The sequence below is a fragment of the Roseibium album genome, assembly GCF_001404515.1.
GTDB lineage: Bacteria > Pseudomonadota > Alphaproteobacteria > Rhizobiales > Stappiaceae > Roseibium > Roseibium album.
Genome location: NZ_CXWE01000013.1, coordinates 88213 through 113557, shown reverse-complemented (window position 1 = coordinate 113557; position 25345 = coordinate 88213). Strand labels below are relative to the sequence as shown.

Annotated in this window: 25 protein-coding genes; 20 read left to right on the top strand and 5 right to left on the bottom strand. The window is 57.9% G+C overall.

Translation table 11 applies throughout. The features are described from left to right. The 9 genes from LA5095_RS29615 (at position 1) to LA5095_RS29575 (ending at position 8335) form a co-directional block, all read left to right on the top strand. Entirely contained in the window at positions 1-1050 is a 1050-nt protein-coding gene (locus LA5095_RS29615) for an ester cyclase (RefSeq protein WP_055391556.1), read from the top strand. After that, positions 1047-1814 (top strand): SDR family NAD(P)-dependent oxidoreductase, encoded by a 768-nt coding sequence (locus LA5095_RS29610; protein ID WP_055391555.1) that lies wholly within the window; start codon positions 1047-1049, stop codon positions 1812-1814. Before LA5095_RS29615 ends, LA5095_RS29610 begins: the two co-directional genes overlap by 4 nt. Beyond that, positions 1814-2845: a LacI family DNA-binding transcriptional regulator gene (locus LA5095_RS29605; protein ID WP_055391586.1), complete on the top strand. Its 1032-nt coding sequence runs from the start codon at positions 1814-1816 to the stop codon at positions 2843-2845. The genes LA5095_RS29610 and LA5095_RS29605 overlap by 1 nt, the downstream gene beginning before the upstream one ends. Beyond that, positions 2832-3800, top strand: coding sequence for a nuclear transport factor 2 family protein (locus tag LA5095_RS29600; protein ID WP_055391554.1), 969 nt, complete (start codon positions 2832-2834; stop codon positions 3798-3800). The genes LA5095_RS29605 and LA5095_RS29600 overlap by 14 nt, the downstream gene beginning before the upstream one ends. Positions 3801-3814: 14 nt before the next feature. Beyond that, on the top strand, positions 3815-4786 hold the full coding sequence (locus tag LA5095_RS29595) for a cupin domain-containing protein (RefSeq protein WP_055391553.1): 972 nt from the start codon (positions 3815-3817) through the stop codon (positions 4784-4786). 189 nt (positions 4787-4975) lie between these two features. After that, positions 4976-6178, top strand: coding sequence for a cobalamin-independent methionine synthase II family protein (locus LA5095_RS29590; protein WP_235808802.1), 1203 nt, complete (start codon positions 4976-4978; stop codon positions 6176-6178). Continuing rightward, the gene (locus tag LA5095_RS29585; protein ID WP_055391552.1) at positions 6175-6867 is read left to right on the top strand and encodes an alpha/beta fold hydrolase; all 693 of its coding nucleotides are present in this window, start codon (positions 6175-6177) and stop codon (positions 6865-6867) included. Before LA5095_RS29590 ends, LA5095_RS29585 begins: the two co-directional genes overlap by 4 nt. After that, entirely contained in the window at positions 6867-7562 is a 696-nt protein-coding gene (locus tag LA5095_RS29580) for an RraA family protein (RefSeq protein WP_055391551.1), read from the top strand. The genes LA5095_RS29585 and LA5095_RS29580 overlap by 1 nt, the downstream gene beginning before the upstream one ends. A gap of 215 nt (positions 7563-7777) precedes the next feature. Next, on the top strand, positions 7778-8335 hold the full coding sequence (locus LA5095_RS29575; protein ID WP_055391550.1) for a cytochrome b: 558 nt from the start codon (positions 7778-7780) through the stop codon (positions 8333-8335). Between the two features lie 56 nt (positions 8336-8391). On the opposite strand, the gene LA5095_RS29570 is transcribed toward LA5095_RS29575, so the two are convergent. Both LA5095_RS29570 and LA5095_RS29565 read right to left on the bottom strand, forming a co-directional pair. Then, positions 8392-10308: a CHASE2 domain-containing protein gene (locus tag LA5095_RS29570; RefSeq protein ID WP_082442591.1), complete on the bottom strand. Its 1917-nt coding sequence runs from the start codon at positions 10306-10308 to the stop codon at positions 8392-8394. Continuing rightward, positions 10305-10817, bottom strand: a complete 513-nt coding sequence (locus LA5095_RS29565; RefSeq protein ID WP_055391549.1) for a FecR domain-containing protein — start codon at positions 10815-10817, stop codon at positions 10305-10307. The genes LA5095_RS29570 and LA5095_RS29565 overlap by 4 nt, the downstream gene beginning before the upstream one ends. Positions 10818-10944: 127 nt before the next feature. Between LA5095_RS29565 and LA5095_RS29560 the strand changes: the two genes are divergently transcribed. Then, a complete protein-coding gene (locus tag LA5095_RS29560; RefSeq protein ID WP_055391584.1) occupies positions 10945-11646 on the top strand; it encodes a Crp/Fnr family transcriptional regulator in 702 nt (233 codons plus the stop codon). A 193-nt stretch (positions 11647-11839) separates the two neighbouring features. Continuing rightward, entirely contained in the window at positions 11840-12583 is a 744-nt protein-coding gene (locus tag LA5095_RS29555) for an aspartate/glutamate racemase family protein (RefSeq protein ID WP_082442590.1), read from the top strand. A 28-nt stretch (positions 12584-12611) separates the two neighbouring features. Here LA5095_RS29555 and LA5095_RS29550 read toward each other — a convergent pair whose 3' ends face one another. After that, positions 12612-13310 (bottom strand): GntR family transcriptional regulator, encoded by a 699-nt coding sequence (locus LA5095_RS29550; protein WP_055391582.1) that lies wholly within the window; start codon positions 13308-13310, stop codon positions 12612-12614. Positions 13311-13470: 160 nt separating this feature from the next. On the opposite strand from LA5095_RS29550, the gene LA5095_RS29545 reads away from it, so the two are divergent. From LA5095_RS29545 to LA5095_RS29515, 7 genes are all read left to right on the top strand, one after another. Beyond that, positions 13471-15162, top strand: coding sequence for a thiamine pyrophosphate-binding protein (locus LA5095_RS29545; RefSeq protein ID WP_055391581.1), 1692 nt, complete (start codon positions 13471-13473; stop codon positions 15160-15162). A 4-nt stretch (positions 15163-15166) separates the two neighbouring features. Then, positions 15167-16420, top strand: coding sequence for an NAD(P)/FAD-dependent oxidoreductase (locus LA5095_RS29540; protein WP_055391548.1), 1254 nt, complete (start codon positions 15167-15169; stop codon positions 16418-16420). A 69-nt stretch (positions 16421-16489) separates the two neighbouring features. Then, positions 16490-17470, top strand: a complete 981-nt coding sequence (locus LA5095_RS29535) for a TRAP transporter substrate-binding protein (protein ID WP_208992914.1) — start codon at positions 16490-16492, stop codon at positions 17468-17470. 68 nt (positions 17471-17538) lie between these two features. After that, positions 17539-18066 (top strand): TRAP transporter small permease, encoded by a 528-nt coding sequence (locus LA5095_RS29530; protein ID WP_055391547.1) that lies wholly within the window; start codon positions 17539-17541, stop codon positions 18064-18066. A gap of 3 nt (positions 18067-18069) precedes the next feature. Further along, complete coding sequence (locus tag LA5095_RS29525) at positions 18070-19380, top strand: TRAP transporter large permease (RefSeq protein WP_055391546.1); 1311 nt, start codon at positions 18070-18072, stop codon at positions 19378-19380. A gap of 67 nt (positions 19381-19447) precedes the next feature. Then, entirely contained in the window at positions 19448-19882 is a 435-nt protein-coding gene (locus LA5095_RS29520) for a universal stress protein (RefSeq protein ID WP_055391545.1), read from the top strand. Positions 19883-19925: 43 nt separating this feature from the next. Beyond that, the gene (locus LA5095_RS29515; protein ID WP_055391544.1) at positions 19926-21050 is read left to right on the top strand and encodes an enolase C-terminal domain-like protein; all 1125 of its coding nucleotides are present in this window, start codon (positions 19926-19928) and stop codon (positions 21048-21050) included. A 75-nt stretch (positions 21051-21125) separates the two neighbouring features. Here the strand turns inward: LA5095_RS29515 and LA5095_RS29510 are convergent, their stop codons facing one another. Together LA5095_RS29510 and LA5095_RS29505 are read right to left on the bottom strand one after the other, a co-directional pair. Continuing rightward, on the bottom strand, positions 21126-21854 hold the full coding sequence (locus LA5095_RS29510) for a response regulator transcription factor (RefSeq protein ID WP_055391579.1): 729 nt from the start codon (positions 21852-21854) through the stop codon (positions 21126-21128). Continuing rightward, complete coding sequence (locus tag LA5095_RS29505; RefSeq protein ID WP_199485860.1) at positions 21835-23133, bottom strand: GAF domain-containing sensor histidine kinase; 1299 nt, start codon at positions 23131-23133, stop codon at positions 21835-21837. The genes LA5095_RS29510 and LA5095_RS29505 overlap by 20 nt, the downstream gene beginning before the upstream one ends. A gap of 239 nt (positions 23134-23372) precedes the next feature. Between LA5095_RS29505 and LA5095_RS29500 the strand changes: the two genes are divergently transcribed. Together LA5095_RS29500 and LA5095_RS29495 are read left to right on the top strand one after the other, a co-directional pair. Next, positions 23373-24257: an SMP-30/gluconolactonase/LRE family protein gene (locus LA5095_RS29500; RefSeq protein ID WP_055391543.1), complete on the top strand. Its 885-nt coding sequence runs from the start codon at positions 23373-23375 to the stop codon at positions 24255-24257. Positions 24258-24294: 37 nt separating this feature from the next. Beyond that, positions 24295-25317, top strand: coding sequence for an ABC transporter substrate-binding protein (locus LA5095_RS29495; RefSeq protein ID WP_055391542.1), 1023 nt, complete (start codon positions 24295-24297; stop codon positions 25315-25317). Positions 25318-25345: the final 28 nt, after the last annotated feature.

Here is a 25345-nt window from a genome sequence, read left to right as displayed (position 1 = left end):
ATGGACAGGCATACCGAGCACAAGGCCCTGATCTCTTCGCTGCGGGCAGCGATGTATGACTTTGAAGAAAACAACGTCCGCAAGGCCCTGAAGGATCTGTGCGCTCCGGATTCCCTTTTCAGACTTTGCCATCCATTTGGAGATACGACCGGACCGGACGCGTTTTACGAAAAGGCCTACGCACCTCTCTTCAGGGCCATTCCGGATCTGGAACGCCGCGATACCATCGTCATGGCCGGCCCGACGCCGGAAGGACAGGACTGGGTCGGTTGCGGTGGTTATTACACAGGGTCTTTTGAGACGCCCTGGCTGGACATTCCGGCCACGAACCACCAGGTCTCCATGCGGTTTCATGAGTTTTACCGTTTCATGGATGGCAAGGTCGTTGAATTCCAGGCGCTCTGGGATATTCCGGAAGTCATGATGCAGGCGAATGCCTGGCCGATGGCGCCCAGTCTGGGACGCGAGTGGCACGTTCCGGGGCCTGCTACGGAAGATGGCATCGTTCAGGGTCCCTACGACGCAGACGCCGGTCGGGCTACTTGCCAGCACATTATCGACATGCTGACCTACATGAAACGGCATCCCTCCCAAGGCGGACCGGAAGTCATGGAATTGCCGAAATTCTGGCACCCCCGCATGAGCTGGTACGGTCCTTCGGGCATTGGTACGGGACGGGGCATCAAGGGGTTTCGCAACTGGCATCAGATCCCGTTCCTGAACGGGATGCCGGATCGTGGTCGTTATGTTGACGAGGTGACCTACCATTTCTTCGGGGATCGGCAATATGCTGCCGTGACCGGCTGGCCGAACATGATCCAGACCGTGTCTCACGATGGCTGGATGGGGATTGCGCCTTCAGGCAGGAAAATCACCATGCGCAGCCTCGATTTCTGGCGCCTGGAAAACGGATTGATCCGCGAAAACTGGGTTCTTGTTGATCTTCTGGATGCTTATGCCCAGTTGGGTGTTGACGTTTTCAACAGACTTCGGGATTTCAACAAGGCCCGCGCGGGCTTTGATCCTGAAACCGGAGTATCCCTGACATGATCGAACTTCCTTCTACCCCGAGTTTTTCCCTTGCTGGCAAAAAGGTCCTGGTTGCAGGAGCTTCATCGGGCATCGGCCTTGCCTGCGCAACGGCCCTGGCCGAAGCAGGCGGCGATGTGGTTCTCGCTGCGCGGCGGGAGGAAAAACTGGCGGAAGCCGTCAGCACGATGACGGCCAAGGGGTGGAAGGCGTCCTTCCTGCAACTCGATGTAGCCGATGTTCTTGAAGTTCAGGTCAGCATAGATCGGCACGGCCCGTTTGATGTCCTTGTCAACAGTGCAGGTCTTGCGCGGCACACGCCGGCCATTGAAACGTCTCCTGAAGATTTCGATGCGGTGATGAATGTCAACCTGCGCGGTGCCTATTTTGTCACGCAGTGTGTGGCCAGGGGCCTGATGGCGGCGGGCAAACCCGGGTCACTCATCAACATGAGCTCTCAAATGGCTCATGTAGGGGGCATCGACCGGGCGGTTTATTGCGCCTCCAAGTTCGCGGTCGAGGGTTTTACCAAGGCTATGGCACTGGAATTTGGTCCGAAGCAGATACGCGTCAACACGATTTGCCCAACCTTCATCCGAACGCCACTGACCGAGGTGACCTTCGATAACCCTGAGCGGGTCAGGTGGATCGAGGAAAAGATCAAACTGGGCCGCACGGGCACCGTCGAGGACATCATGGGCGCCGTGCTGTATCTGGCTAGCGATGCGTCTTCCCTGGTGACGGGAACATCGCTTCTGGTCGATGGAGGTTGGACGGCGGACTGATGCGCGCTGAGAAAGTTACATCCGTCGACGTTGCCATGAGGGCCGGCGTCAGCCAATCCGCAGTCAGCCGCGTGTTCACACCGGGAGCGTCGGTATCACCGAAAATGGCGGAAAAGGTGCTGAAAGCTGCTCAGGAGCTCGGATATCGGCCGAATGTTCTGGCGCGCTCGCTCATCACCGGCCGTTCCCGGATCATTGGGCTGGTGGTGGCCTATCTGGAAAACCAGTTCTATCCCGACGCCCTGGAAAGACTGTCCACTGCGCTTCAGGCGCATGGGTACCACATTCTCGTTTTCATGGTGTCGAATGACGACGCAGGTGTCGACAGGGTGATGGGGGAATTGCTCGATTATCAGGTCGACGGCATCATCACCGCATCCGTTGGCATGTCCAACGCACTGGCTGCGCGCTGCGCTGCTGCCGGCGTTCCGGTGGTTCTTTTCAACCGCGGTCAGGATGATCATCGCCTCAATCAGGTCACGTCCAACAATCTGGAAGGTGGTCGCAAGATTGCGGATTTTCTCGCCGCAGGCGGACACCGCAGGATTGCTCATATCGCGGGCTGGTCCGGATCTTCCACAGGCAGGGATCGCGAAGCCGGCTTTCGTGCCGGACTGGAAGCGGCGGGGGTCGGGCTCGCGGCCTGCGTTGACGGTATGTACAACCGGGAGACAGCCGCCGCTGCTGCGCGCGAAATCTTTGCAGGTGACGACCGCCCGGATGCGGTGTTTGTCGGCAACGATCACATGGCATTTGCCGTCATGGATGTCTTGCGTTTCGAACTCAACCTCGACATTCCGGGCGATGTTTCGGTCGTCGGATACGACGATGTGCCCCTCGCGTCATGGCCCGCCTACAATCTCACCACTTTGCGCCAGCCCTCCAACCGGATGGTCGAGGCAACGGTCTCCACGCTGCTCGGCTGGATCGAGGAGGGCAGCAGTGACGTCCAGAAAATTCAGATAGACGGACCACTGATGGTCCGCGGTTCAGCCCGCATACCCGAAGGATGGCTCGATGAAAGGCTTTGACCCGCGCTGGAAGGATTTCCCCGACTACATTATCGGGATCACCAGGGAAATCTGGGAAGAGCGCAAGATCGCAACGCTTCACCACTACTATTCCGACGACATTATCGTACGCTCGCCGGGTTCGCTTGTGGTTGGCAACAAGGGGGTGATCGGTGCGACCATGGCCACCTTGTCGGAATTTCCTGACCGAACCCTGTTCGGTGAGGACGTCATCTGGTCAGGCACTCCTGAGGAAGGCATGCTTTCCTCGCATCGTATTGTTTCCACCGCGACCCACCTTGGCGATGGTGTCTACGGCAACGCGACGGGCAAGAAACTGCAATACCGGATTATTGCCGATTGCCACGCCATCAACAACCAGATCAACGATGAGTGGCTGATCCGCGACCAGGGTGCGATCGTGCGTCAGATGGGCTGGGAACCGAAGAAATATGCATTGGATCTGATCGCGCGCGAAGGTGGCCCCGAACACTGCAGCCGGCCTTTCACACCCGCGATCGACAAGATTGGTCCGTACACCGGCAAAGGGAACGACAATGAATGGGGCGTGAAATACGCCGACATTTTGAGCCGGATCATGAATGCAGACATGGCCGCCATCGAAGCTGAATACGATCGCGCGTGTGAACTCGCCTATCCAGGTGGAACTGCCGGCTATTCCTGGGACGTTGCGGACCGCTTCTGGATGGGTCTGCGAGCCGGCTTTCCGTCTGCCGATTTCCGGATCGAGCATCAGATCGGCCGGGACGATCCCATGATGCCGCCGCGCGCCGCCATTCGCTGGTCGCTCACCGGCAGGCATGACGGCTGGGGGGCATTCGGCGAACCAACCGGTGCCGACGTCCACATCATGGGCGCATCACACGCCGAGTTCGGACCCAGGGGTCTGCGACGCGAATACACGCTTCTCGATGAAACGGTGGTCTGGAAACAGATCGCACTGAAGACCGGATAGGTAAACAGACAGGTATGGTAATGAGCCCTGACGAGATGGAAACGCGGATTGTCCGCTATGGTGACCTGAAGCCGTGCCGAACGGCCTTTATCGATGCACACACACCCGGCTCCGATCAAAAGGAAAACTTCACGATCATCGGTGGCGGCGTATCTGAAAGTCCGGACCAGCATGTTCACATCAAGGACACGCCGGGCTTCAATATCGGCGCGGCCGGGCAACCGCCAAAGTGCCGCAATTCATTGCATTCGCATAAAACGGCGGAGGTCTTCTACGTCCTGAAGGGCCGCTGGCGCTTTTTCTGGGGGCGTTGGGGAACTGCGGGAGAAGTTGTTCTGGAAGAGGGCGACATCTTCAACATACCGACAGGCATTTTCCGCGGGTTCGAAAACATAGGCACCGACTACGGAATGATCATGGCGGTTCTTGGTGGCGATGATGCAGGTGGGGGCGTCACTTGGGCGCCCCAGGTCATCGAGGATGCCAGCGATCACGGCCTTGTTCTTGGTGAGAACGGAGTTCTGTACGACACCAAGAAAGGCCAGTCACTTCCAGATGGTATCAGGCCGATGCCGCTTCTTTCCGACGAGGAGCTCAAGGCCTATCCGGAACCGGGCAATAGTGCCGTTGTCCGCGACTATGTTGCCCGCTATTGGGATCTGATGGCACTTGCTGCCAATTCGCCATGCAAGGTGATCGGTGAAGCCGGGCTTTTGAAGGACAGACCTGGCTTCGAGGTCGAGTTCCTTACGCGTGGATCAATTCCGGACACGAACTACACCTTGAACTGTCATGAAATTCTGATGGTTGTGCGTGGCCATTGGAAACTCTGCTGGTCAGGTGGTGAGAAAGGCCTGGCACCAGGTGATACCTGCGCTGTTCCGCCGGGTCTCGAGCACAGCCTTGTGCCGTCCATGAGCGGAGAAGCGAGCCTTTATCGCGTCCTGAATACCCAAGACCAGGCGGGACCGACCTGGGTCGGCTGATGAAGAAAATGCACCGCCTCACTGGCGATATTGTTTCGATCTGGCGGCATGCTCCGGGGTGCCGTCCAGGCGAAGCACCGCGAAGATCCCGGACCTTGACCATCATCCGGCAACGCGGAAACCAGCTTGGAAGCAGAACAACAGGCCAGGTGTTCCCGGCCCGTACTTCGCCTGGCAGCGAAGACCTGAATGGGAACCACGCATTTGAAGAAAACCAGAGGCACGGCTGAAATCCTGCCAGACACACCGGGGGAGATCATGAGCAATATTGACGTTACCCATGTCGGCTCGTTGCCGAGAACACAGAAAGTCGTCGACTTCATATTTGCACGCGAAAAGGGTGAGGACTACGACGAGGCGGCATTCGACGCGGCGATGGCTGCCGCTGTCTCGGAGACTGTGCGCAAACAGGTCGACGCCGGTGTGACGGTCGTCAGCGATGGCGAGACCTCCAAGATTTCCTACGCTACATACGTGAAAGACCGCTACACGGGGTTCTCCGGTGACAGTCCCCGGAACGCTCCGGCGGACCTTAAGCTCTATCCCGGTTTTCTGAAGCGGATCGCCGAAAGCGGTGGTACGCCGCAATATGCCAGGCCGATGTGCACTGGTGAAGTGCGCTCAAAGGGCCAGGGGGAGTTGGTAAAGGACATCCGGCATCTAAAGGGGGCAATGTCCGAACATGGTGCTCAGCATGGGTTCATGAATGCCGCATCGCCTGGGGTCATCTCGCTGTTTCTGCAAAACGACTATTACCCCACGCGGGAGGCCTACCTGCAGGCGCTTGCCGATGTCATGAAGACCGAATACGAGACCATCGTCGCCTCCGGCTTGAAACTGCAGCTTGACTGTCCGGATCTCGCCTTGTCGCGTCACATGCTGTTTACCGACCTCTCTGATGAGGAGTTTCTCAAGATTGCAGCCGGCCATGTCGAAGCACTGAACCATGCGCTCCAGAACATCGATCCGGCGAATGTCCGAATTCACATCTGCTGGGGAAACTACGAAGGGCCGCATGTCTGTGATATTTCCATGGACAAGGTGTTTTCAACACTCATGTCGGCGCGCGCGCGCTACGTCCTATTTGAAACGTCCAATCCGCGGCATGCGCATGAATGGACTGTTTTCAGGGACCGGCGATCCGAAATTCCCGACGACAAGGTGCTGGTTCCCGGTGTCGTCGACACCACAACGAATTTCGTTGAACATCCGGAAGTGGTTGCGCAGCGCCTTGACCGGTTTGTCGGAATCGTCGGAGCCGATCGGGTGATTGCCGGATCCGACTGCGGCTTCGGCACCTTCGCCGGTTACGGCGCAGTTGATCCGGAGATCGCCTTCGCCAAACTGAAGGCACTTGCCGATGGTGCTGCAATCGCCGGAGAACGTGCGTGATCCCACTGGTCCTTCTTCCCGGCATGATGTGCGATGGGCGGCTTTACGGTCCGCAGGTTGCCGCGCTGTCCGGGCGAATGACAATTCATCTTGCTCCGATCACTGAGCATGCGACTGTCGAGGCACTTGCTGCCGATATTCTGGAAAAGGCCCCGCCGCGATTCGCCCTGGCCGGCCTTTCCATGGGCGGCATCGTTGCAATGGAGGTTCTGAGACAGGCTCCGGCGCGCATCGACAGGCTGGCCCTTCTGGATACCAATCCGCGTGCCGAGCTGGAAGACGTCAGGCGGCGCCGGGAGCCTCAGATCGACAAGGTCCGGGCAGGCGGTCTGCGCGAGGTCATGAGGGACGAACTCAAGCCGAACTATCTGGCGAACGGGCCACTCCGCGAGGATGTCCTCGATATCTGCATGGATATGGCACTCGACCTGGGTGCCGATGTCTTCGAGCGTCAGTCGCGAGCCTTGCAATCCAGGCCCGATCAGCAGGCAGCCCTGCGGGCGGTCGGAATCCCGACCCTGATCCTGATGGGTAGGGAAGACCGGCTCTGTCCGCTGGAGAGACACGAACGGATGCATGACCTCATTGAGGGCTCCGTGCTCAATATCGTCGAGGGCGCAGGGCACCTGCCGACCCTGGAACAACCCGAGGCCGTCAATGAGGCCTTCAAGACCTGGTTGGAACTCTGATGGAAGCTGACCTTCTGAATCTTCTCAAAACCGTCGACACGCCGACGGTCTGCAACGCGATCGAGGTTGCAGAAGGCAGGCGTGGTTTCAACCGCTTCACCCGCGGCACCATGCTGTCGTCCGATCCGACCTCCGGAGCCATGGTCGGGTTTGCCCGAACCGCACGAATTTCGGCGCTGGCGCCACCGACAGAGCCGGCTGACGTCATCAAGGCCCGGCGCATGGATTATTATCGTCATATGTCCGAAGGACCTCGTCCGGCACTGGCTGTCGTCGAGGACATAGACTATCCGAACGCAATCGGGGCCTATTGGGGCGAAATCAACACGACGGTTCACAAGGGGCTGGGCCTGTCGGGCGCCCTGACCAACGGTGTCATGCGCGACCTTGGCGACTTGCCGGACGGTTTCCCGGTCGTTGCGGGATCGGTCGGTCCAAGCCACGGCTTTGTCCATGTCAGGGAAATAGATACGCCGGTCAGGATTTTCGGACTGGACATTCATCCCGGAGAGCTCGTTCACGCGGACCGGCACGGCGCTTTGGTCATACCAGCTGCAGTCATGCCGGATCTGGCCGAAGCAATCCGCAAACTCCTCGACACCGAACATCTCGTTCTGGGACCTGCACGCGAACCCGGGTTCACTTTCGAAAAATTCGAGGCAGCCTGGGCAGCCTTCGAAAGAGCGCGGACGTAGCAACGGCAGAGATTTCATCTGTCGAGAGGGGACGCCGTTTCGGGTCAAAATCCTGAACTGCGGGACCGGTATGCGTGCCGGTGAAGTGCTGCGCGTCACAGGCATCTCTCGCGGCTTTGACTATCTTCAGGTTATCGAAGGACAAAACGTTCATCGGTGGTTCAGCGCTTGTGAAACAGGTTAAAGCGCCAGAGGAGAAGTCAGTGCCAGCAAGAATGACGGTTGAAGCGGAAGCAAGCTCCTTGCAATCGGTGTCTGTCTCGTCTGAGCGTTACGGTTCCCCGGCGCGTCTCTTGCACTGGGCCGTTGCCATATTGGTTCTGATCACGTGGCCCCTTGGGTTGATGATCGGTTTTGCCAAGAAAGACGTTGTTTCGACGTTTTACCTGCTGCATGAGAGTTTCGGATTTCTGATCCTTTGGCTGATGCTCCTGAGGGTCGGATACAAGCTTACGTCGAAGGCCCCGAAGCATGAAGGCTCCGCCCTGGAACGGGTGGCCGCCTCTGGGGTGCATGGCCTGCTTTATGCCTTCCTTGTCATCATGCCGGTGACGGGTTTTCTGGCGACCAACGCCCATGGGTTTCCCCTGAATTGGTTCGGCCTGGTGGAAGTCTGGAGCCCGATTGGCAAGAGCCCGGACATCGCCTGGAACCTCTCGGCCATCCACGAGTGGAGTGCCTGGATTCTGCTCGCCCTGTTCGCGCTTCATATTGGTGCAGTTTTGTTTCATCACATGATTAAGAGAGACATGACTCTCTACAGGATACTTTAAGCGATTGATTTGCACTGTCGAAGCGCGGGAACGGCCGGCACTTGTGTGCCGGCCGTTCAACTTTTGCGCGGCAGAACATTATCTGAACGGGCCTGACTGAAGACCAGGGGCAACGGGACATTGCCGTTTTCGATTGAAGTTGTCGGACATTCGTCGGATCGCCAAAGACCGACCTGCAGTTCCTGTTGGCGGCCTCTGATGGTGACGGTTTCGATCCGCGGGGGAATGACGGTGTCGTCAGACACGAATGAGGTCGCGTCGAGCAGGTCCTTGGAAATGACAACGGAAGCATCGAGATCCTTGGCGACCTCCAGCAGCCTGCTGGCAACGTTGACGCAGTCCCCGGTCGTTGTGATTTGTTGCTGCCTGTCGTGACCGAGCCGGGAGAGAACGACCTGTCCGTAATGTGCCCCGACCCTAACTCTGCTGATTCGGGTGCTCATTCCGGTCTCGCTCAACCAGACGCCAATACCGTTGTGAAGCAGAAACGCACACAGGGCAGCGTTGGCAGGATCGTTTTCCGATGTTTCGGGAATTCCGAACCCAAGCATCGCTCCATCACCCATGAAATCGAGCACGATGCCGCCGGTCTTGTTGGCAACGTCGACCACGATCGTATGAAAACTCTTGAGAAAATCACGCGTTCTGGCAGGGCCGAGTTGCTCGCTCAGGGTAGTATAGCCCGATAGATCAACGAACAGCATGGCTGCTTCCTGCTCTTTCGGCACCATCAGGAAATCCGGATCTTCGGCAACGCGCTTTGCCAGCCGGGGAGACTGAAACCGGCTCAGGGCCTCTTGGGCCTGCATCAGTTTGTTGGATTGGAACCGGTCGAATATCTGCCGGGTGACAATCAGGGCGATAACGGGTGGTAGGCTGGCTGCGAACGGCAGTGCCCCGCTTAACCATTGACCCTGCCCAAACAGGAAAAATGTAATCGCGACCCATCCGGCGAGCATGGCCAGATAGATTATCGAAGCAGGTGCAAGCGGCAGGAAAGCAACTGCAGCCAACCCAATAAGTGTGACCGCGAATGCGGCCGCGCTGTCTGCCAGGCGCGTATTTTCGTTCCTTGAGAGAGCGGATCCGTCGAGCAGGTTGGCAATACCCGTCGCCTGGACTTCGACCCCCGGCAGGACCGGATCGAAAGGTGTGCCGAAACGATCACCGACCGCCGTTGCCGTTACCCCGAGAACGGCAATCCGGTTTGCCAGGTCAATCCGTTCTCCTTCCAGCAGTCTTTCTGCACTGACTGTTGTGATCGTTCCTCGGGGACCATAGTAGTTCAAGGCCAGGTGCCAGCCCATATCAAGTTCCTGAACCCGGTCGCCAAGACGAATTCCCGTTTCGGTGACGTTTGGCGCCGCGGTCAAGAAGAGTTCCATCGCCTTGAGGCTGAAAGACGGCTGTAGCCCGGTCTCTGTCAGGAACAGGAGCGGGATGTGTCGCGGAGTGCCTCCGCTGTCGGTGACAATGTTCGCCAGGCCAATGGAAGCGGTTTCGCCAATTTCGGAAGCAGGCAACAGGACCTTGCTGATAACCGGCACGGCGCTGACCGATGACCTTGTTTCATCGACAAGACCGGCAGCAGCGATGACTGCCGGGATTGAGCCCAACGACTTTGCAAGTGGCACGATGTCGGAATTCTCCGGTCCGCCGGACAGAAGGATGTCGACAGCCAGTGTTTTGGCGCCAGCGTCCCTGATCTTGCCGATGAGGTCAGCCAGACGATTCCGGCTGAGCGGGTATTGCCCTGCCTTGGAAACCGTTCTGTCGTCGATTGCAATAATGGTGATCTCTTCAGGAGCTGTTCGTTCGCCCCTGATCGTGATGCGCAGGTCGAGCAGGACCGTCTCGAAACGGTCGATCACGCTTGCTTTGCCGGCGAGATGGCCCCTTGCAAGAAACCCGGTCCAGGCCAGGCCGATAATCAGCGCAATTGCCGTTATCCAGCCCGGCAGAGAGGATTTCATCGACCAAAGCGGCTGAAGAGATTTCTGACGCGCTCGGCACCCCATTCGCGAACGACGACAGGTTCGCCGGGCGTGACATCAACACCGAAGCCGGCCGCCAGCACGACCTGGTCGGAGCCATCGGACCTGGAGACGGTAACCTCGCCTTCACTGACGAAGACAGCCGTTGTCCCGTCGGCGACTTCAACTGTGTAGACGGTTCCGCGCACAGCCGCGATTGCCTGTGGTGTGCGGATCTGGAACGAGCCGCTGCCCGGAGCAATGTCGATCAGAACGGCGTCGGATGACACATCGATTTCGGTAGGCCGCCCGTCCGTAGCGGTTGCCGTGACGCCGAGAGCCGCAGCGGCCTCGGCCTCAAGGACAAGCCCGCCTGGACACTGGTAGACCACTCTCGCAGGATCTGCCAGTTCCGTACTGGTGCAGCCTGTCAGGGTTTGCGCCGACAGGTTTTGCAATGGCAGGATGACCAGTAGCGAGAGTGCCGCTAGAATGACGTTGTTTCTCATAGTCACTGTCCCGTAATGTGCCTTTCAATCGCCCCGGATTGATTTCATACCACCATCTTGAAACCAAAGTGCAACAACCGCCGTAGCCATCCTTGTACGATACATGGATGCAGAAAGAGAGAGCAACATGGAAGTCGATGGTGATTTCAACAAGGAGAAGCTCCTCGGCAGGAGCTTTGTCTTCGAAGCGCTTGACGGCCAGGCAAGACAGGAGCTTGCCAGTTTTGCATACGTGAAACGTTTCAAGTCCGGTGAAACCATATTCTCCATGGGGGCAACCGGACAAAGCATGATGGCGATCGCGGAAGGAACGGTGCGCGTCAGCATGTTGACCCCGAGTGCGCGTGAAATCACACTGAATGACCTTCAGTCCGGCGAGGTTTTTGGGGAAATTGCGCTGCTCGACGGCGGTGAACGCTCGGCGACAGTCAAGGCATTGACGAACTGTACCCTCATCGTCCTGGAAAGGCGCTCGTTGCTCGATGTGCTGCAACGTAATCCGAAACTCTCCATCCATCTGATCGAACTTCTGTGCCACAGGGTGCGCCGCTCCGATGAGCGCATGATTGAAATCGCCTTTCTTGAGCTTCCGGTTCGATTGGCAAGGCTACTTCTCAGGCTGACGGAAGCAGCACCCGGTTCGGCGGACAGGCCCCTGAAGAAACTTTCCCAGTCCCAGTCGGAACTGGCGGGCATGACAGGCAATACACGCGAAAACGTGAACCGATGTCTTCGCAAGTGGCAAAAGGCTGAACTGATTGAGCTTCGCGATGGCTGGCTGATACTTGAAGACAGGCAGGCCCTGGAGAAAATCGCAGCTGGCGAATGATCGGCAGGAACCCTGCAGGGTCGCCGGTCTGCCATGGATCGTAACGATGTTGATCTGGTGGGCGAGTGTCTCGCCAATGGACCGTCTTGCTGCACGAGTCTTTTATTGAAGATACATAAAAATTGTATACAGATCTGCGTTCAAATTTGTATATTGAGTCTGATCCGGATCACGAGATGCAAAGGGTAGTGCAGTGAAGTCTCAACGCGGCGGCAAGACCGTATATGGCGCAAATGTCGGCATCCTGATGCTGGAAACACGGTTTCCGCGCATTCCGGGAGACATGGGCAACGCCCTTACCTGGCCGTTTCCGGTCCAGTACCGCGTGGTCCGGGGTGCCTCACCGGATCTCGTCGTCAGGTCCGATGCACGCCCCCTCCTCGAAAAATTCATCGAGGCAGCTAGGGATCTCGTTGCAAGCGGGTGCGACGGCATCACCACGAATTGCGGCTTCCTGTCGATCCTGCAGGATCAGCTGGCAGCGGAGATCGAAGTTCCCTTGGCGACCTCGTCGCTGATGCAGGTTCCTATGGTGCAGTCGACCCTGCCTCCTGGAAAACGTGTCGGCATTCTGACCATCTCAAGGGAGACCCTGACGGACGATCACCTGACGGCGGCAAACGTGCCGCTGAATACGCCGATCGTCGGTACGGAAAATGGCAGGGTCTTAACCCGGGACATTCTGGGCGACGCACCGGAGATCGACTTTGCCGCATGTCTGGAAGACATGCGTGACGCGGCAAGAGAGCTTGTCTCGACACACGGCGATCTTGGCGCAATCGTGCTGGAATGCACCAACATGGTGCCTTATGCCGCCGACATCCGCCGGCTGACCGGCCTGCCCGTCTATTCGATCTACAACTACGTTCTCTGGTTCCAGCAAAGCCTTGCTCCGGCCCGTTTTCCGGTCGAGCTGGATGATCCGCGTTGGGGGTGAAACGAACCTTGGGTGCCGGCGTAACCGATCAGTAACTCGGCACGTAGAGTTGGGAATAGGCGAGGCGGACGAGTTCTATGGTCTCTCCGCTTCGGCGTTCGATATGGTTTCGGAGTGCCTTGACGGCGGTCTCCGTGTCCCTGTTTTTCACGGCATCGACGATTTTGCGGTGTGCGGGCAGGGACGGGTCAACATCGACACCGTCCTCCATCTGCTCACGGATCTGGCGGAAATTGATCAGGCGGACATAACGTATCCGTTCATTCAGGTTGCTGAGCAACCTGACCAGTTCGCCATTGCCCGACAGAGCGGTCAGGCGCAGGTGGAACTCTTCGTCCTGCTGCAGCACTTCGGCCAGGTCGGTGCAGGTGAAGTATGTCTTTTCGAACTCGTCGAGATAGTCGCAGAGCTCCGCAATCTTTTCGTCACTGGCGTTTTCGATGCCCCGGATGATGCCTTCGGTCTCGATGGCGCAGCGGGCCTGGTAGAGTTCCAGAACCTTGACGGGTTCCAGTGGCCGACAGAAGAATCCCTGACCTTTGGCGAGTGTCAGGAAACCTTCGGCTACGAGACGATTGAGCGCCTCACGCAGGGGCGTCCGGCTTGCACCGAGCTTTGTCGTCAACGCGGATTCATTTATGCGCTCGCCCGGTTTGAAGTCGAAATTGATCGCCATGTCGCGCAGCGTCTCGTAAACGCGGTCAACGCTGCTGAGGCGGTTTGTCATCTTTGTCCTGCCGTGCATATCCAAACTCTGTGTCCCCTGATAGATCAAAAAATTCGCTTTGTGAACATTTGCGCCTTCACATTTGCCTACAGAGCTGTATACAATATTGAGTGCAGGACAAAAACGCCCGTCCGGACAGGCGGCAAGCTTGGGGGAAACCTTGCGAAACACACTGAATGGCGCCGAAGCGATGGTGCGCTCCCTTGAGGCGCATGGCGTACGGCATATCTTCGGTCTTTGCGGCGACACGACGTTGCCGTTCTATGATGCCATGCACAATCTCGACCACAATATCACCCACGTCTTGACGCGGGACGAGCGCAGCGCGACCTACATGGCAGATGCCTATGCGCGCGTGACCGGACGTGTCGGCGTGTGCGAAGGACCTTCCGGCGGTGGCGCAACCTACATCCTGCCGGGGTTGATCGAGGCAAACGAGAGTTCCTACGCCGTCTTGTCGATCACGACCGATATTTCAGTTGCGTCTTACGGAAAGTATCCCCTGACCGAGGTTGATCAGGAAGCACTGATGCGGCCGCTTACCAAGTTCAACACGGTCATCAGGCGCGCGGATCATATTCCGCGCATGGTGCGCCAGGCGTTCAGGGCAATGACGACTGGCCGTTCGGGTTCCTCGCATCTCGGACTGCCCTACGACATTCAATACGATCCGGTTCCGGTCGACGATATCTGGGGCGATCCCAAACACCAGACCTTTCCCGCCTATCGGGTAGCTCCAGAACCGGGTTCTGTCGGAGCTGCCGTCGAAGCGGTTCTGACGGCAAAGTCACCGTTGATCGTGTGCGGTGGCGGCGTTGTCATTTCCGGTGCCATGGAAGACCTGAACCGGTTGGCAAGCCGGCTGGATCTGGCGGTGGCATCATCGGTATCGGGCAAGGGATCCTTGGCGGATACGCATCCCCTGTCCCTTGGGGTCGTCGGTTCGAATGGTGGCACTGACGAAACCTGGGAGATGATGGAAGCCGCAGACCTTGTCGTCTTCATGGGGTGCCGGGCCGGTTCAACCACGACGTCGCGCTGGGAAGCTCCCAAGCCCGGTCAGCGGATCGTGCATTTCGACAGCGATCCGATGACCATCGGCGCGAATTACCCGACAGAAGTAGGCGTGGTCGGTGATCTGAAACTGGCTCTGGCCGAAGTCAATGCGTATCTCGACACACGTGACGGAGATCTGCCGTCTTTCGGCGGGGCCGCGAAGGTTGCCGATATCAAGGAACGCAAATTCGCCCGGTTCCAGGCATTGGTTCAAAACGATGCCGAGTTGATCGTCCCCGAACAGATCATTGACACATTGAACAAAAACCTTCCAGATGACGCCATCGTGGTTTCGGATCCTGGAACAAGCTGCCCCTATTACAATGCCTATTCGCAGCAGAAACATCCCGGACGTCAGTATATCACCAACCGTGCACACGGCGCGTTGGGTTACTCGCTTTCGGCTGCAATCGGGGCCTGGTATGGCCGCCCCGGCAGCAAGGTCGTGGCCATGATGGGAGACGGGTCCTTTGCCTTTGCCTGTGGTGAACTCGAAACCGTCGTACGCGCCAACGCGCCGATCACCTATATCGTCTTTTCCAATTCGGCCTTCGGCTGGATCAAGGCGAGCCAGTACGCCGACTGCGAAAAGCGCTACTACAATGTCGACTTCAACCGCACCAACCAGGCGGCAGTCGCCGCGGCCTTCGGACTGAAAACCTGGAAAGTGGAAAAGACGGACGATCTGGACCGTGTCATGAAGGAAGCCTTCGCCCATGACGGCCCCACACTGATCGACGTCATCTGTCAACCTCTGGAAGAAGCTGCTGCCCCGGTGCGGCGCTGGATGGGCTGATGCGATGAGCGGGGCGGCGTCTACACATGTCGTGGTCATCGGCGCAGGTGTCGTCGGCGTCTCCACCGCAATCTGGCTGCGTCGGGCCGGTATAGATGTAACGGTCGTGGACCGCGTTGAGCCGGGAACCTCCGCGTCGACATCTTATGGCAATGCCGGCGTGCTTGCGGCGTGTTCTGTTGCGCCTGTCACAGCGCCCGGCATGATTGCCAAAAGCCCTAAAATGTTGCTGGACCCGGAATTTCCGTTGTTCCTGCGCTGGTCATATCTGCCGAAACTGGCGCCATGGCTGCTGAAGTATCTTTCCCACGCCAATGACAAGGATACGCGCCGGATTTCAGACAGTCTTGCGCCGATCCTCTACGATTCCCCTTCCCAGCACGAAGCGCTGGCCAAGGGAACCGAAGCGAAAGAATGGCTGGTCAATTCCGACTACAGCTTCGTTTATCCTTCACGCGAGGCTTTTGAAGCAGACAGGTATACCTGGATGCTCCGCCGCACGGCCGGCTTCGAGCCGGAACTGCTTGAAGGGCGGGCAGTTCAGGAATTCGAGCCGAACCTTTCGTCGGACATGAAGCTGCTGGCAGTCATGCATGACCACGGTTATGTCCGCGATCCTGGAAAGTACATTCTGGCACTTTCGCAAGAGGCGAAGAAACTGGGTGCGAAATTTGTTCAGGCTGAGGTGAAGGATTTTGTGCTCACGGATGGCCGGGTGAGCAAGGTTGTGACATCGGGTGAAGATCTGGACTGCACGCAGGTCGTCCTGGCGACCGGGGTCTGGTCAGGCGGGCTTGCCAAGAAACTCGGCCTTGCAGTGCCGCTGGAGTCCGAGCGCGGTTACCATATCGTGTTCCGGTCCGCTGAAAACGGTCCGGAAACGCCCATGATGATTACCACCGGCAAGTTTGTCGCAACACCCATGAAAGCGGGATTGCGCTGCGCCGGTATCGTCGAATTTGGTGGTCTCGAGGCTTCGGCCTCAAAGGCGCCTCTTGAGTTTCTGCGCAGGAAAGTTGCGCAGACTTTTCCGAAATTGACGTTCGAAAAGGAAGAGAGTTGGCTCGGTCACCGTCCGGCTCCTTCCGACAGCTTGCCACTGATCGGAGAAATCGGGGCATCCGGCGTCTTTGCTGGTTTTGGACATCATCACATCGGCCTCACGGCCGGGCCCAAGACCGGGCGAATTCTGGCAGGTCTCATATCCGGGGATCGCCAGAACATCGACCTGTCTGCCTATAACCCGCAGCGGTTCTAGGCAGACGACACAAGAGCAGCGTGTCCCGCAGACGTGGGGCATGAGGGGACAAAAACGAGGAGGTTTTCCATGTCCGGAATGACGAAAATTCTTATGGCTAGTGTCGCCGTTTCCGTGCTTGCAGCTGGTTCTGCATCCGCTGAATCCTGGGATATGCCTATGGCCTATGCGGCGACCAACTTCCATTCTGCAACTGGTGAAAAGTTTGCCGAATGCGTAACGCTCGGCACCGGTGGTGCTCTTGAAATCAAGACACACCCGGGCGGCTCCCTCTATTCGGGTGCCGAAATCAAGCGTGCGATCCAGACGGGACAGGTCCCGATCGGTGAACGTCTGCTGTCGGGTCACCAGAACGAAAACCCGCTCTTCGGTTTCGACAGCGTGCCGTTCCTGGCAACGTCATTTGAAGATTCCGAAAAGCTCTGGGAAGTTGCCAAGGAGCCGCTGACGGAAATCCTGGCCGAGCAGAACTTGCATCTGCTCTATTCCGTGCCGTGGCCGGCACAGGGTCTGTACTTCGACCGTGAGGTGAATTCCCTTGAAGACGTCAAGGGACTGAAGTTCCGGACCTACAACAACGCCAGCGCCAGGATGGCCGAACTCGCCGGCATGCAGCCGGTGCAGATCGAGGCAGCCGAAATCAGCCAGGCCTTCGCCACGGGCGTCGCACAAGGTATGGTGTCTTCCGGGTCCACCGGTTATGACCGCAAGATCTGGGAAAGCCTGTCGCACTACTATTCGGCGGATGCCTGGTTGCCGCGCAACTACGTCATGGTCAACATGGACAGCTGGAACAGCCTGGACGACAACACCAAGAACGTGATCAACGGCTGTGCGGCCATGGCGGAATATGCCGGTGACTGGCGCTCCATCCAGTACAACGAGTTCACCGTGAACGAATTGGGCAAGAATGGCATGACCACGGGCCGCGTGAGCGACACGATGGCCGGGGAATTGCGGGCCATCGGTGAGACCATGACCGGAGAATGGCTTGAGACCGCAGGCGACCAGGGCAAGGCCATCGTCGATGCATTCAAGGCGAAACAATAGTCTACCCGCATGACAACGTCTGCCCGGCGGCTTCCGCCGGGCACATATGCTTTTGAAGGGGGACGGCGGTGGCTATTTTCAAGCTTTTGCGCACCAGTCTTGATGCGCTTTACAAATTCGCTGGATATCTGGGGGCAGTTTTCCTGATTCTGATCCTCTTTTTTGTGGCCTCGCAAATGGTTGCAAGATGGGGTGGCGGGATCATTACCGGCGCGCCCGATTTTACCGGCTACTGTATGGCGGCGGCATCCTTCCTTGCCTTGCCTTACGCGCTGAACAGCGGCAGCCACATTCGCGTCAGCCTGCTGCTGACGGCGTTGGGGCGCTACCGCAAATACGGCGAGATCTGGTGCTGGGCTATTGCAAGCTACCTGACCTATCTGTTCGCGCACTATGCCATCAAGTTCACGTATGAAAGCTACCGCTTCAATGAAATCAGCCAGGGGCACGATGCCTGGCCGATCTGGATACCGCAGATGTCCATGGCCATCGGAACGGTGCTTCTAGCAGTCTGCGCATTCGACAATCTCGTGACAACGCTGTTTACCGGTCGGGACAATATCCATGCCCCCGGCTCGAAGCCGCAGGGGGATTAACACGTGGAAGAGATCTACCTCGTTCTCATATTCCTGTTCGTTCTGTTCCTGCTTCTCGGGACTGGCGTGTGGGTTGGGCTTGCGCTTTTCGGCGTTGCCTATCTTGGGCTTGAAATGTTCACCTCGCGCCCGGCAGGCGATGCGATGTTGACGCGGATCTGGACCGGTTCGTCCAGTTGGACCCTGACCGCCCTGCCGCTTTTCATCTGGATGGGCGAGATCCTGTTCCGAAGTCGATTATCGCAGGACATGTTCCGTGGCCTCAGTCCGTGGATGCAGCGCCTCCCGGGTGGTCTTGTCCATGTCAATATCGTCGGCTGTACGATTTTCGCGGCAGTGTCCGGTTCGTCAGCCGCCACCTTGACTACCGTCGGCAAGATGTCGATCCCCGAACTCAGGAAGCGCGGCTATCCCGAGTACATGACGATCGGAACGTTGACCGGTGCCGCGACGCTTGGCCTCATGATTCCTCCGTCGCTGACGCTAATTGTCTATGGTGTTGCCGTTGAGCAGTCGATCTCAAAGCTGTTCATGGCCGGTATTCTGCCGGGCATCGTGCTTGCGGGCATGTTCATGGCCTATGTTGCCGGCTGGTCTTTTCTCCGGCCGGGTGAAGTGCCGAAGATTGCCAATCGCATGAGTTTTTCCGAGAAACTGCGCGAAAGCCGGTTTCTGATCCCGATCATCCTGCTTATCCTTGTTGTCATCGGGTCCATGTACGGGGGGTGGGCAACGGCGACCGAAGCGGCCTCCATCGGCGTGATCGGGGCATTCATCCTGGCGGCAGTTCAAGGATCGCTCACCAGGCAAACCTTTATCGAAAGCTTGCTCGGAGCAACCAGAACGTCGGCAATGATTGCGCTGATCCTGATGGGGGCGACTGCCCTGACGCTGGCGATGGGGTTCACGGGATTGCCGCGTGCACTGGCGGAATTCATCGAGAGCCTGCAACTCTCACAATTCTCGCTGCTGATGGCGCTCATGCTGTTCTACATCCTGCTTGGCATGTTTCTCGACGGGATTTCGTCGGTCGTGCTGACCATGGCGATCGTTCAGGAAATGGTTCTTGGCGCGGGGATCGACCTGATCTGGTTCGGGATCTTCATCGTGATCGTGGTCGAAATGGCGCAGATCACGCCACCGATCGGTTTTAACCTGTTCGTCATGCAGGGAATCACCCATCACGAAATGGGCTACATCGCCAAGACAGCAATCCCTCTGTTTCTGATCATGGTGCTCATGGTCTTCGTGATGATTTTCTTCCCCGAGTTGGCCACCTTCCTGCCGGAAAACATGCGCGGGCCTCGAGGATGACAATTGCCGGAGGCGGTCGAGCGCCGCCTCCGGCCCCTACAGGAATACCCTTCAAGAGGATTACGCCATGGCAACGGTCAAGATCATCGCAGCCGTCGATTTGCACCACAGGGAGGCGGATGCCTGTGTGGTCCGCGAGGCGATCATGCTGGCACAGAGCCATGAGGCCGCCGTCGAGCTTGTCTTTGTGATACCGGACCAGCAGAACACGTATGTGCAGGCCTACATTCCCGAGGACATGCGCAATCAGGTCGAAGTTGACGCGCGCAAGGACCTTGAGGCCTATGCGGGTGAGTTCGACTGGAACGGTATTTCATGCACCACGGAAGTCCTGCGTGGTGTCGTCTATGAGAAACTGATCGAGCATGCGGATGAACTGTCTGCACGTTTCATCGTCATCGGTGCAAGTCGCCCGACGGTCAAGGACCTGTTCATCGGGCCGAATGCCGCGAGAGTGTCGCGCTTTGCATCATGTTGTGTGCTGGTTGTCCGGCCTGAATAACCCTGTTCCCACGGATCACTTCCCAATCTGCTCGGAGTTTCGCGTGAGCGACCACAAAATCGAACAAATCCGGGTTCACCGGATCAACATTCCAGCCAAGGCCGTCCATTCGCATGGCAGTGGTGATGTTGCCGGCATTCACGTTGCGATCCTGGAAATGACCACCGACACCGGCATCACCGGTTGGGGCGAAGCGTCGCCTTGGCCGGTTTTCACCGGCACGGCGGAAGGTTGCGCTGCAGCTTTGCATGTTCATCTGCGGCCTCATCTGATCGGCCGCGATCCTGTTCAGGTTGAAAAGCACATGTCCATGGCCGACAAGATCGTTGTCGGGCATCCGGAAGCCAAGGCTGCGCTCGAAATGGCGCTGCTCGACATCACCGGACAGATTGCGGGTCTTTCGGTCTGCGAACTCGTCGGCGGCAGGATGCGCGATGACATGGGCATGAGCTTTTCCATTGCCAATCCGGACTTTGACAAGGATCTGGAAGACGTTGCCGCGATGTGGGCGGACGGGGTCCGGATCTTCAAGTTCAAGACAGGTTTCGCCGACCATCGCTTCGATCTCATGCGGCTTGAGAAAATGCGGGAGATCTACGGCGAGGAAGCCGATATTCGTATCGACTACAATCAGGGCCTAGCGGCCTATGATGCCGTCAGACGCGTGCGCGATCTGGAAGTTTTCCGCCCGACCTTCGTCGAACAGCCGGTCAAGATGCACGAGCGTGAGGTGATGGCGCATATAACCCACGTGATCGATGCGCCGATCATGGCCGACGAAAGCGTTTTCGATCCGCGGGGTGCGCTCTATGCGGCCAACATCCGGATGGCCGACATCTTCTCGCTCAAGATCATGAAGTCTGGCGGCATCCGCAGGGCTCTCGAAGTCGCAGCCATTGCGCGTGCAGCAGGGATCGAGGTCTATGGCGGTTGCATGTTCGAGACCGGTCTTGCCCATGCCGCCGGAACACACCTGATGGCGGCGGTGCCGGACCTGATACTGCAATGCGAATTCTACATGTCGACCTACTACGCACAGGACGACATTCTGACAGAACCTTTCCCGGTCAGAAACGGCCGGGTGCATGTTCCCGAAGGGGCAGGCCTCGGGGTCAGGGTAGATCCGGAAAAGCTTGCGAAATACGCGGTGGCGGATCCACTCAACTAGCGTCACACGGCGTATGCGCAAACGTCCTGGAAAACGGTCGACCTGATCCCGTCAAATTTTCTTGTGAGGGTCTTCTCAGCCTGTCGAGCCCGCCCACGCCTGGTAGTCAAGTTCCGCGGCCTCGATAGCCTTTCCATTCACCAGGCGTCTCAAGAAGGCGATGCTGACGGCCCGTGAACGGCTGTTGTAAATTGCGGCTCCATCCGGATCACGGTCCGTTTCCTGATCGACACCAAGTTTTTCGTAGAGCGACTGCAACCGGCTTTGCACGCTGCGCAGGGAAATTCCCCGCCTCCGGGATATCGCCCTGTCGGTCAGGCCCAGAGCGATGTCGATCAGGACTTCATACTCGGAATCCGTGAGCCCCTGCAGGCGGTCGTCTGCCCGTTGCTGGACACCTCGAACGGTTCTGTCGATGATACATTGTTCTTCGACGAACACGCCCTGCATGGCAAGTTTCAGACGATCTTCGGAAGCCGATTTCAGGATGTAACCGTATGACGCGCCCGGTGGCACAATCCGCGAAATCCCCCGTACATATGCCTCATCTGCGTAGTTCGACCAGAACAGAATGCGCGTTTCGGGCTCCTGTCGCCAGATCGCCCGGGCTGCCTCGACGCCGGTCCGGTTCGGCATTTGCAGATCCATGACGATCGCATCCGGGCGATGTTCGATTGCAAGTGCGATACCTTCATCGCCATTCCGGGCTTCCTTGAGATCGGTTACGTCGGGCAGTTCCCGTTCGACGACTTCACGCAAAAAGGAACGGTGAAGGACGTCGTCCTCAACTATCAAGATACGCATTGTTTCGTTCTGGTTCGGTGATGGGGCATTTTGTGAGATTGGTGACTGGCATCATTACGCGCACGCACGTTCCCGATGATTTCTCTGCCGGTTCGATGCTGAATTCCGCAGATATTAATGTGGCGCGCGTCCGCATATTCTCGATGCCGCCCAGATGATCGGTATCATCGCTCACCAGACCAAGGCCATTGTCGGTGATCGAGAGACAGAGGTACCCGTCAGCCTGTGACAGACAGACGCTGATCCTGGATGCGTCGGCGTGCTTGATGGCGTTGTTGACCGCTTCCTGGGTTATTCGAAAGAGCGCGATCTGCAGCGTTTCCTGAAGAGAGTTGCCGGTCCCGTCTGTTTCGTCCGAGAACTTCACGGTAATCGGGCGCGCTTGAGAGGCGATCGCCCTTTCGAGCAGCGCCTCGATGCCTTCTTCGAAGCCGAACAGTTTCAGAACGCTCGGCCGCGCATCCTCGATGATGCTTCTGAGTTCCTGAAGGCATCCTTCAAGACGGTCGGTCAGGGAGTTCAGGGCCTCGCCGGGAATTTTTGGTGACTGCCGCAATCGGCGCAATTCGTGATTGAGGCGCGTCAGGTCGGCCAGCGTCTGGTCGTGCAGATCCATGCCGATCCGTTGGCGTTCCTGCTCCAGCGCTTCGGTCAGACGCAGCGCGCCAGCCCTCAGGCCCTCGGCATGAGCGTGAATTTCCGCCTGCCGAATGGCGGCCTTGCGGGCACGCTCTCCCTGGTTCAAGGCGTGGATATACGATGACAGAAGGTCCGCGACATACTGGGCAATCGTCACATGGCTGTCCTCGTAGATGCCGCGGGCGTGACAGGAATAGGAAAGCGCTCCGATCACCTTGCCTTCCACCTGGAGCGGGACATGCAACCGGCTGCGCAGGCGGGCATCGAAGATGGGATCGCTGAAGGCGCCGTCGAAATGAAAGCGTTCGTCAAGTTGGGCATCAGCCGTCAGAATGAATTCTTCCTCTCCCCGCAGGATGCTGCGGATAGGGCTGAAGGAGACCGGCACGGGTTCCGGTGCTTCGCCCCAACCCGTGTGTAGTCGGGCTTCGTAGGCAACATGCATGTCCCTCTCACCCGTCAGGATGCACACATCGATATGGTCATGCGGAAGAAAGAAACCGACTTCCTCGGAAACCTTCTGGATCAGGGACTGAAAGTCCAGTTGTCCGGCCACTGCTCTCGAGATCAGCAGAAACCGCTGCAGCATGGCTTCGGCGCTAATGGCACTTGCTCCGGTTTTTGTGCTTTCGTCAGTCAAGGATACCGGTCTCCGGTTCGTATCTCCCGCGCCATTCCCGCCAAGTCGCCGTTGAAACCTGCAATCAATGATGCGGGTTCCCGCAAGACTCTTGTCGAAACTACAGCATACATTCTGCGAGCCGCATGGAAAGCTCTTCGGACAGGAAACGAATTGGCTCCGGATCAGGTTCTTGAAACCGGGGTTGAAGAGGGAGCGATTGGCCATTGCATGAGGGGATCGAAATTGCGTGCGACCGGATGCGGGATCTCGTCATTCCCATTTGCCGCCTTGAACGCCTTTTCGACGCCTGCCTCTGGGCGGAAGGACCGGCTTACATGGCCGGGGCAGATTGTGTGGTCTGGTCGGACATACCCAACAACCGCATCCTGCAGTGGGTTGAAGGTCTTGGAACACGTACTTTCGAAAATGTTTCCAACTTTGCAAACGGAAACACGATTGACAGGGAAGGCCGTCTGGTCAGTTGCGAACATCAGGCGCGGGCGGTCACGCGCCGGGAGCACGACGGATCTCGAACGGTTCTGGCAACTCATTTTGACGGCAAAAGGCTGAACTCGCCGAACGATGTTGTCGTGAAATCGGATGGGTCGATCTGGTTCACCGACCCCACCTACGGCATCCTGACGGATTATGAAGGCGAGCGCGCCGAGCCGGAGCAGGATGGGTGCTATGTTTACAGGCTCCAGCCGGAGACTGGCGAAGTCGAAGCGGTCGTTCGCAGCATGGTCAAGCCGAACGGGCTTGCATTTTCGTCGGACGAACGAAGACTCTATGTCTCCGACACCGGCGTGTCTCATCAGACCGGCGGGCCCCATCACATCATGGCATTCGACCTGGACGCAACCGGACACCCGGAAAAAGAAAAGGTGTTCGCGGAGATTTCGCCCGGTGTCCCCGATGGCTTCAGGCTCGACGAATTCGGCAACATCTGGTCAAGCTCGGGCAACGGTGTTCAGGTCTTTTCGCCCGATGGAGACTATCTGGGCCGGGTTGCAGTGCCCGAAGCCGTTTCCAACCTGACATTCGGCGGGTCCAGGAACAATCGCCTTTTCATTACCGCAACGACTTCGCTTTACGCCATTTACGTCGGCGTAAGAGGTTTAACCAGGAGAAAGGCTCTCTGAAACTCCGATGTAAGTTACTGATGACTGGGAGGAAATCATGAAAATACGCCAATCACTTCTATTTGCTACAGCTGCGCTTGCCCTGACGACGGCTGGCATGCAGCCATCTTTTGCCGATACCGCGGACAAGCGGATCGCACTTTCGAACAACTACGCAGGAAACAGCTGGCGCCAGGCCATGCTCAATTCCTGGGGCAAGAACGCGGACCAGGCGGTCAAGGACGGTGTTGTCGCTGCAGGCGATGCCTTCACGACGGCTGAAAACCAGGCCACGGAACAGGCGGCGCAAATCCAGAACCTGATCCTTCAGGGCTATGATGCCATTGTTATCAATGCGGCGTCACCCACCGCCCTCAACGGCGCCGTCAAGGAAGCTTGCGATGCCGGTATCGTTGTCGTCTCCTTCGACGGTGTCGTGACGGAACCTTGCGCCTGGCGCATCGCGGTCAACTTCAAGAAGATGGGAGAGATTCAGGTCGACTATCTGTCCGGGCGCCTGCCCGATGGTGGAGACCTTCTGGAAATCCGGGGTCTTGCCGGTGTCTTCGTTGACGACGAAATTCATTCCGGTATCGAGGCTGGCGTCGCAAATCACGACAAGTTCAAGATCGCAGGTTCGGTTCACGGAGAATGGACGCAGACCGTTGCCCAGAAGGCAGTCGCCGGTATTCTGCCGAGCATGCCGGAGATCGTTGCCGTCGTGACCCAGGGCGGTGATGGCTATGGTGCAGCCCAGGCATTTGCAGCTGCGGGAAGACCGACACCGATCATCATCATGGGCAATCGCCACGATGAACTCACCTGGTGGAAGGAACAGAAAGACGCCAACGGTTACGAAACCATGTCTGTTTCGATCGCGCCGGGTGTGTCGACATTGGCCTTCTGGGTTGCACAGCAGATCCTGGACGGACAGGATGTGCCGAAAGATCTGATCGTGCCATTCCTGCAGATCGATCAGGCGGATCTTGAAGACGGGTTGGCCAACACGGAACCCGGTGGCGTGTCCAACGTCGAATACTCGCTTGATGATGCCAAGGCATATCTTGAGAGCGTGAACTGAAGTACGCCTGTGCCGTCCGTTGGAATTC